The organism is Acidimicrobiales bacterium, assembly GCA_036491125.1.
Taxonomy (GTDB): Bacteria; Actinomycetota; Acidimicrobiia; order Acidimicrobiales; family AC-9; genus AC-9.
The window spans coordinates 1-7181 of record DASXCO010000235.1; the positions used below are offsets into that span (position 1 = coordinate 1).

The 7181-nt window shown below is 69.1% G+C and carries 6 protein-coding genes; 4 read left to right on the plus strand and 2 right to left on the minus strand.

Annotated features, from left to right (window positions below):
* Positions 1 to 131: 131 nt before the first annotated feature.
* The gene (locus tag VGF64_18080) at positions 132 to 1262 is read left to right on the plus strand and encodes a hypothetical protein (protein ID HEY1636668.1); all 1131 of its coding nucleotides are present in this window, start codon (positions 132 to 134) and stop codon (positions 1260 to 1262) included.
* 23 nt (positions 1263 to 1285) lie between these two features.
* On the opposite strand, the gene VGF64_18085 is transcribed toward VGF64_18080, so the two are convergent.
* Together VGF64_18085 and VGF64_18090 are read right to left on the minus strand one after the other, a co-directional pair.
* Complete coding sequence (locus VGF64_18085) at positions 1286 to 2392, minus strand: Zn-dependent alcohol dehydrogenase (protein HEY1636669.1); 1107 nt, start codon at positions 2390 to 2392, stop codon at positions 1286 to 1288.
* A 79-nt stretch (positions 2393 to 2471) separates the two neighbouring features.
* Positions 2472 to 3530: a glycosyltransferase family 4 protein gene (locus VGF64_18090; protein HEY1636670.1), complete on the minus strand. Its 1059-nt coding sequence runs from the start codon at positions 3528 to 3530 to the stop codon at positions 2472 to 2474.
* Positions 3531 to 3597: 67 nt separating this feature from the next.
* Between VGF64_18090 and VGF64_18095 the strand changes: the two genes are divergently transcribed.
* The 3 genes from VGF64_18095 to gmd are packed head-to-tail and all read left to right on the plus strand — an operon-like array spanning position 3598 to position 6998.
* Complete coding sequence (locus VGF64_18095) at positions 3598 to 4377, plus strand: enoyl-CoA hydratase-related protein (GenBank protein ID HEY1636671.1); 780 nt, start codon at positions 3598 to 3600, stop codon at positions 4375 to 4377.
* 18 nt (positions 4378 to 4395) lie between these two features.
* A complete protein-coding gene (locus VGF64_18100; GenBank protein HEY1636672.1) occupies positions 4396 to 5988 on the plus strand; it encodes an acyl-CoA carboxylase subunit beta in 1593 nt (530 codons plus the stop codon).
* 41 nt (positions 5989 to 6029) lie between these two features.
* Positions 6030 to 6998, plus strand: a complete 969-nt coding sequence (gene gmd / locus VGF64_18105) for a GDP-mannose 4,6-dehydratase (protein HEY1636673.1) — start codon at positions 6030 to 6032, stop codon at positions 6996 to 6998.
* Positions 6999 to 7181: the final 183 nt, after the last annotated feature.

The following is a 7181-nucleotide window of genomic DNA, read 5'->3' on the forward strand; positions in this document are numbered from 1 at the left end:
GGGCCGGTGATGACGGGCAGCCGGGGGGTGACACCATGACGAGGGGTCCCTGGCGTGGTACTGGGGCGAGCCGGCCAGATGCAACAGGGGCCTCCCGGCGGCGCGCTCGGCCGACTCGGGTCGCGGCTGGAGTGTGTGCTCTCGCAGCGCCGCTCGCTCTCATTGCCGTGCTGTCGCCGACAACTCCCGCTGTGGCCGCGCCACCGACGAACAACCAGCCCCCGCCGCCTGCGCCGGGGGGGACCACATCTCCAGCGGGGGTGTGGATGCCGACGGCGCCCTGGTACGGGACCTTCTACTACCCCTGGTACCACAATCCTGCCGTCGATGGATCCTGGGGTCACTGGCAGGACGAGGTGTTTGCCGGCTTCTTTCACCATGCTCCGTCGAACTGGAATTCCCACTACCTGCCGGCCGTGAACAACACCACGGCGTTCAACCCCTCGGCGCAGCTGTACAGCTCGGCCGACGTCAACAACTTCTACTGGCAGCTCAAGGAGATGAAGGCGGCCCACCAGGAAGTGGCGATCTCGTCGTGGTGGGGACAGAACGATTCGTTCGGCACCGACGCCAACTTCCGCAAGATCATCACCGACTACATGAACCGTCCCGACAACCCCTATCCCAAGATGCGGTGGGCCGTGTACTACGAGATGGAGGGCTATGGCAACCCGAGCGTTGCTCAGCTCGACAGCGACCTCAACTACATCAAGACCAACTACGCCAACCAGCCGGGCTACTTGTGGATCAACGGCAAGCCCGTCGTCTTCGTCTACAACTCCTATGACGGCCTGCCCGGCTATCCCGACAACGACGTAGTGCGGTGGGAGCAGGCCCGCTCGGATACCGGGTTCTACGTCAACATGAAGATCCAGCCGGTTTCGGAGGGCGGCACCAACCCTGCCGTGATGGACGGCTGGCATGAGTACGGGCCGGCGAGCCGCTCCGGCACCTTCCCTGGGCTGTACGACTACGTCAGCCCCGGCTTCTGGAAGGAGCAGAACTCTGCGCTGTTGGCGCGCAACGACAAGCAGTTCAACAGTGCGGTGAAGTCGATGGTGTCGGCGAACGTCCCGTGGAAGCTCACCGAGACCTGGAACGAGTGGATCGAGGGCACCCAGGTCGAACCGGGCCTCAACGCCAACTGGACATCCGACAGTTCGGCCACGGTGACCAGTCCGAACATAGCCACCAAGGGTCCGAGGGGCTACGGCACCACCGCCGTCGACACCCTCGGGAGCGACCTTCCGCCGCTCCCCTAGCGGGGCGTCGCCCCCTGGCGACCTCAGTACTGGATGACGGAGCGGGCCACCTCGCCGGTCTTCATGGCGTCGAAGGCCTCGTTGACCTGCTCGAGAGTGATCGTCCGGGAGACGAGCTCGTCCAGCTTGAGCTGACCCTGCTTGTAGAGCTCGATGAGCTTGGGCACGTCCCGTTGCACGTCCGATGAGCCGTACCAGCACCCCTTGATCGTCTTCTCCTGGAGGACGACGCCGAAGAAGGCGGGCAGGTTGATCATGGCGTCCATCTTGGGCACGCCGACGAGGATGGCCTGGCCGCCCCGCCGCGTCATGGTGATGGTCTGCTCGATCGTCTTCTCGAGGCCGATGACCTCGAAGGCGACGTCCGCCCCCCGCTGCGCGGTCATCTCCATCACCTGGCTCACGGGGTCGGCCTGGCTGGCGTTCACCACCGCAGTGGCCCCGAACTCCTTGGCCAATGACAGCTTGGTCTCGTTCATGTCGATGGCGATGATCTCCGCCGCGCCGGCGATGCGGGCTCCCTGGATCACGTTCAGGCCGACGCCACCACACCCCACCACGGCGACAGTGTCGCCGGGGTGGATGTCGGCCGTGTTCATCGCCGCCCCCGCACCGGTGAGGACCCCACAGCCGATGAGGGCGCCCAGCTTGAGATCGAAGTCGGCGGGAATCTTGACGGCGCCGACCTCTGGCACGACCGTGACCTCGGAGAAGGTGCCCGAGGCCGCCATCTGCGGCAGCGGCGCGCCCTGCGAGCTCATCCGGGGGGTGCCGTCGAGCAGCCCGCCCGTCATCATTGCCTGGGTGCCCGCCTCGCAGAGCTGGGGCTGGCCGCGCAAGCAGTAGAAGCATGTGCCGTCCTGCGGTACCCACGAGATGACCACGTGGTCGCCGGGAGCCACCTTCGTGACTCCAGGACCGACCTCCTCGACCACCCCGGCCCCCTCGTGTCCGAGGACCATCGGGGCGCCGCCGAGCAGCGTCCCGTTCTGCACCGACAGGTCGGAGTGGCATACCCCCGACGCCGCCATGCGCACCTTGACCTCGCCGGCGTGGGGCGCCTCGACCTCGACGTCGTCGCGGATCTCCAGCGGCTCGTCGATGCCGATCAGGACTGCGGCCTTGCCCATGATGCCTCCTGTAGCGCTGAAACAGGTTCTGCTGCATCGTCCCACAACGACCGGACCGGACGAAACCTGCCCAGGCGCCCTACCACCGGCCCCAGCCGGCCGACTCCATGAGGCGGGCGATCTTCCCGGGCAGGTCGGCCAGGGCGAAATGGCGCCGAGCCACCCAGGCGTTGTGCTCGAGCACCGCCGGGTCGGGGTCGTCGAGCCAGCGGGCCAGCGCCGCCGGGTCGTCGGCCGGCAGCCAGCGAAAGCCGTGGCCTGCCAGCTCTGCCGCCACGGGATAGTCGCCCACCGCCAGCGCTCGACGATGGATTGCCGACTCGACGGTGGGGTTGCCGAAACCCTCCCAGGACGATGGGAAGACGACGGCGTCGCACGCCGCGTAGGGCCCGGCCACGTCGGTCGTGGGCCCACCTGGCCCGGGCCCGTGGATGACGGGGACGCCGGCCCCGCTGAGCACGCGCTCCAGCTCGGGTCCGTACCCCTCCTCGGCCGGACCGAGGAGCCAGTACGCGGCGCCCACGGACTCGGCCAGGGCAAGGCCGGCAGGCACGTTCTTGCGGGCGATGGCCCTGGTGGGTTGCAGCAGCACGCGGGTCTGGTCGTCGAGACCGATGGCCCGTCGGGTGGCGGTGCGGTCGCCGGGCGCCGTCCCGGGGTCGAAGGCCTCGGTGTCGAAGGCGTTGCGGATCGTCACCGAGTCGATCGCCCGGGCGGCCAGCTGGAGCCGGCTCAGGTCGTTGATCGTCACGTGTCGCCAAGCCGAGTCGGTCGGGGGAGGACCGTGGTCGGCGAAGCGGGCCCGCTGCCAGGGCAGGTCGTGATGACGGAGGATCGAGGGACGGCCGGCCAGGACCTTGGCCACCAGGGCGGCGGCGCCGGGGTTGAGCGGCAGCGAGAGGAGGTTCTCGACCACGACCAGGTCGGCTGGGGCCAGCACGTCCTCGACCTCGTCGGCGGTCGGCGGCTCGGGGGCGCCCATGGCCAAGCCGGGCAGTAGCCGCTCCGCACGTCCCTCACCGGCCACCGTCCGTACCGAGAAGCCGAGCTCGCCGAGCGCCCAGGCCCACTTGCCCGCCTCCACTCCGACGCCGTCGCTGCCGCCGAGGCGGAAGGAGACGATGGCTGCGGTCGGCACGGGTATTGGCTTTCGTGGGAGCCGACGCGGGTGACCCCGGCGGCCGCTTCACGCTACCGTCCTGGCGATGGCCGACGAGCTCCTCTACGACCAGGCGGACGGGGTGGCGCGCGTGACGATCAACCGTCCCGAGCGGCGCAACGCCATCTCCTGGGGGGTGATCTCAGGCCTGCGGGCAGCACTCGCCCGCGCCAAGGACGATCCAGAGGTCCGGGTGCTGGTGCTCAGCGGAGCGGGCGACAAGGCCTTCTGCGCCGGGGCCGACCTGGGCGGGATGGCCGACGGCGACGGCTTCCTCGCCCTGCACGAAGGGCGGGGCGAGCTGCCCCGCCTGTTCGACGACCTGTGGCAGCTGGGCAAGCCCACCATCGCCAGGGTGCGGGGCTACGCCCTGGCCGGAGGATTTGGGCTGGCTCTGGCGTGCGACTTCGTGGTGGCGGCGGACGACGCCGTCTTCGGCACGCCCGAGGTCGACGTGGGCCTGTGGCCCTACATGATCACCGTCCCCCTCGTCCGCTCGATGGCACCCAAGAAGGCCCTCGAGCTCATGCTGACCGGTCGCCGGGTCGGGGCCGAGGAGGCGGACCGGCTGGGGTTCGTGACCTCCGTGGTGCCCGTCGAGGCCCTGGACGGCGCCGTCGACGAGCTGGCCGGCAAGCTGGCGGCCAAGCCCCCGTCGGTGGTGAAGCTCGGCCGCGACTCGTTCTACGCCACCTGGGACCTGGCCGCCGCCGAGGCGCTCCGGTACCTCCACCCGATGCTGACGATCACGACCATGACCGACGACGCCCGCGAGGGGATCGCCGCCTTCGCCGAGAAGCGGCCCCCTCGTTGGAGCGGGACGTAGGGGAGACGTAGGCGAACAGTGACCGACCGCAAGCCGCCCCCGCCCGAGCTGCACGACTGGAAGCCGCTGGTCGAGGACCTGGACGGACGCCGTGAGCGGGCCCTGGCCATGGGTGGCGACAAGCAGGTGGCCCGCCAGCGGTCGCTCGGCAAGCTGCCCGTGCGCGAGCGCCTCGAGATCCTGCTGGATCCGGGAACTTTCGTCGAGTACGGGCTCCTCGCCGACTCGATGGACCCGGAGCTGGCATCGAGCAAGGGCTACCTGGCGGCCGACGGCATGATCGCCGGCGTGGGGGAGATCGAGGGCCGTCGGGTGGCGGTCTGCGCCTACGACTTCACCGTGCTCGCCGGGTCGATGGGCGCGGTGGGCGAGTCGAAGACGGCGCGCCTGCGCGAGCTGGCCCTGCGCCAGCGCATCCCGGTCGTGTGGCTGCTCGACTCGGCCGGCGCCCGCATCCAGGCGACCAGCGGGTCGACGTTCGCGGCTGCCGGGGCCCTGTTCCGCGAGCAGGTGACGCTCTCCGGCGTCGTCCCGATGGTGGCGGCGATGCTCGGGCATTGCGCGGCGGGGACGGCGTACATCCCGGCGCTGGCAGATTTCGTGCCGATGGTGAAGGGGATCTCGTCGATGGCACTCGGCGGGCGTCACCTGGTCAAGGCGGCGACGGGCGAGGACGTGTCCGAGGAGGAGATGGGCGGGTCGACGGTTCACACCACGATCAGCGGCGTGGCCGACCTCGAGGTTGCCGACGACGCCGAGTGCCTGGCCGCCGTGCGCTCCTACCTGTCGTTCTTTCCCTCGCACAATCGCCAGTCCCCGCCGGTCCGCTCGTCCACCGATCCTGTGGACCGGCGCTGCGAGGAGCTGTACGACATCGTGCCCACCGCGCCTCGCCGGGCCTACGACATGGACCGAGTCGTGCGCACGATCGTCGACGACGGGGAGTTCTTCCCGATGAAGCCGGGGTGGGCTCGCAACGTCATCACGGGCCTGGCCCGTGTCGGCGGCGAGCCGGTCGGCATCGTCGCCAGCCAGCCCAAGGTCCTCGGGGGCACCCTCGACGTGAACTCGGCCGACAAGGCGGCCCGCTTCGTCTGGCTGTGCGACGCCTTCGGCATCCCCCTGGTGTTCCTCCAGGACGTCCCCGGCTTCACCGTCGGCTCGGCGGTCGAGCGCCAGGGCATCATCCGCCACGGCGCCAAGATGCTCTACGCCGTGTCGGAGGCCACCGTCCCCAAGGTCACCGTCGTGATGCGCAAGGCCTACGGCGCCGGCTACTTCGTGATGAACGGCACCGCCTACGAGGCGGACTACATCGTGGCCTGGCCGAGCGCCGAGATCGCTGTCATGGGCCCCGACGGGATGGTCAACATCATCATGCGCAAGCAGCTCGAGGCGATCCCCGAGGGCGAGGAGCGAACCCGGGCCCGGCTGGAGATGGCCGAGCAGCTGCGCCGCAACATCGATCCTTACATCGCCGCCGGCCACGCCCAGGTCGACGACATCATCGACCCGGCCGACACCCGCACCGCCATCTGGCGGGGCCTCCAGGTGGCCAGGACGAAGGTCGTCGACCGGCCGTGGCGCAAGCACGGCGTGCTCCCGGTTTGAGCACCGTTTCACCCGCTGCGACGGGACGGTAGAACGTCACGATGGCCAAGCGAGCTCTCATTACCGGCATCACCGGCCAGGACGGGTCCTACCTGGCCGAGTTCCTGCTCGACAAGGGCTACGAGGTCGTCGGCATGCTGCGCCGGAGCAGCACCGTCAACTTCGAGCGCATCGCCCACATCCAGGACCGGGTGACGCTCGTGGCCGGCGACCTCCTCGACGAGGTCTCGATGATCAACATCCTCCGGACCCACCGGCCCGAGGAGGTGTACAACCTCGCCGCCCAATCCTTCGTCCAGACGTCGTGGAGTCAGCCGGTGCTCACGGGAGAGACCACCGCTCTCGGCGTGACCAGGGTGCTTGACGCCATTCGCATCGTGGACCCCGACATCCGCTTCTACCAGGCCAGCTCCAGCGAGATGTTCGGCAAGGTCCACGAGTCTCCGCAGCGGGAGACGACGCCCTTCTATCCCCGTAGTCCCTACGGCGTGGCGAAGGTCTACGGCCATTGGATCACGGTCAACTATCGGGAGAGTTACGGGCTGCACGCCTCGTCAGGGATCTGCTTCAACCATGAATCGCCGCGTCGGGGGCTCGAGTTCGTGACCCGGAAGATCAGCCACGGTGTGGCCCGCATCAAGGCCGGGCTGGACCAGACCCTGGCCCTCGGCGACCTGGAACCGCGCCGGGACTGGGGCTACGCACCCGACTACGTGCGGGCCATGTGGCTGATGCTCCAGCAGGCCGAACCGGCCGACTTCGTGGTGGCGAGCGGCGAGACGCATTCCGTCAGGGATCTGTGCGAGGCGGCATTCGGTCACGTGGGGCTCGACTGGCGCCAGCACGTGGTGGTGGACGAGCGCTTTCTTCGCCCGGCGGAGGTGGATCTGCTCGTCGGCGACGCGTCCAAGGCCCAAGCGACATTGGGCTGGGTCCCCGAGGTCGACTTCGGGGGCCTGGTGGGGATGATGGTCGACGCCGATCTCGAGACCGTCGAACGCCAGAGGTAGGCGCTGGAGGAACTCCACGTTTGTCCCTTGCAATCCCCTGTGAGGAGGTTATCCTCGTTTGGTCAAGCTCTGACGAGTTTGGGGGGGAATGATGGCGGCCTCGGTCGCCGGCCGCGACGGTCAGATCGCAGCTGGCACTGGCGTGTTCTTGGTGGCGCTTCCTTCCGTGCCGCCTGCGTCAGT

Bases quoted from the DNA above. Each gene is read 5' to 3' on its own strand.
- VGF64_18095 (HEY1636671.1), top strand. From the start codon at position 3,598: ATGGCCGACGAGCTCCTCTACGACCAGGCGGACGGGGTGGCGCGCGTG.
- VGF64_18085 (HEY1636669.1), bottom strand. From the start codon at position 2,392: ATGGGCAAGGCCGCAGTCCTGATCGGCATCGACGAGCCGCTGGAGATC.
- gmd (HEY1636673.1), top strand. From the start codon at position 6,030: ATGGCCAAGCGAGCTCTCATTACCGGCATCACCGGCCAGGACGGGTCC.